The 660-nt window shown below is 58.9% G+C and carries 1 protein-coding gene; it reads right to left on the bottom strand.

The window, feature by feature from the left end; all coding sequences use genetic code 11:
• A partial coding sequence (locus tag DT23_RS02810; RefSeq protein ID WP_038128049.1) for a metallophosphoesterase occupies positions 1–572 on the bottom strand: 572 nt, incomplete at its 3' end.
• Between the last annotated feature and the right edge of the window lie 88 nt (positions 573–660).

Raw genomic sequence — 660 nt, 5'->3', positions numbered from 1 at the left:
GCGAAGGGATGGGGCGCATGATGGGTCACGACGACGGTCTCACCTGCAAACGGTTCTGATAGCCGCGCTTCCAACCAGGCGCGATGGTCACGATGCAGGGTAACCGTGTCGAGCGGTCGCGCTTTGCGAAAGCCCGCGTGCGCAACCCGGATATAACGGTAATCGTTCATGATGCGCGCCGCCGCGGCGGCATTTTCTTCGAGGGTTCCATCGCCCGCGCGCATATCGGTCCAAAGCGTGCAGCACAGATAGCGCGTTGAGCCGCAGGTGATCACGGATTTCTGCGCAAACTTGGCACCCGCTGTATTTGCGATCTCGGCAAGCCGGTCATCGCCATCCAACCGAAAGTCGTAATAATCGTGGTTGCCCGGGAGCACATGCACCCGATCCAGTGGGATGCGCTCACCGATCAACTCGAAGGCCTGCTTCCAACGCACCCGCGGTTTGTTGGTCAGATCGCCGGCGATGATCAACAACTCGACACCTTCGAAATCAATCTGGTCGAGCGGGTTCAGCCCCGCCCGATGCCAGAGATCGAGATGTAGGTCAGCTAGGATTAGCGTGTTGGTCATAAGACGATCTCTGATATTCAATGGGCTCTCGGGCTATTCTCGTGCGCGCAGAGGCCGTCGATCAGCTTGATCACCGCGCGCAGGTCAA

This window comes from Thioclava indica (genome assembly GCF_000714545.1).
GTDB lineage: Bacteria > Pseudomonadota > Alphaproteobacteria > Rhodobacterales > Rhodobacteraceae > Thioclava > Thioclava indica.
Note: the sequence above shows the minus strand (reverse complement) of the source record. Positions and strands in the feature narration are given on the sequence as shown.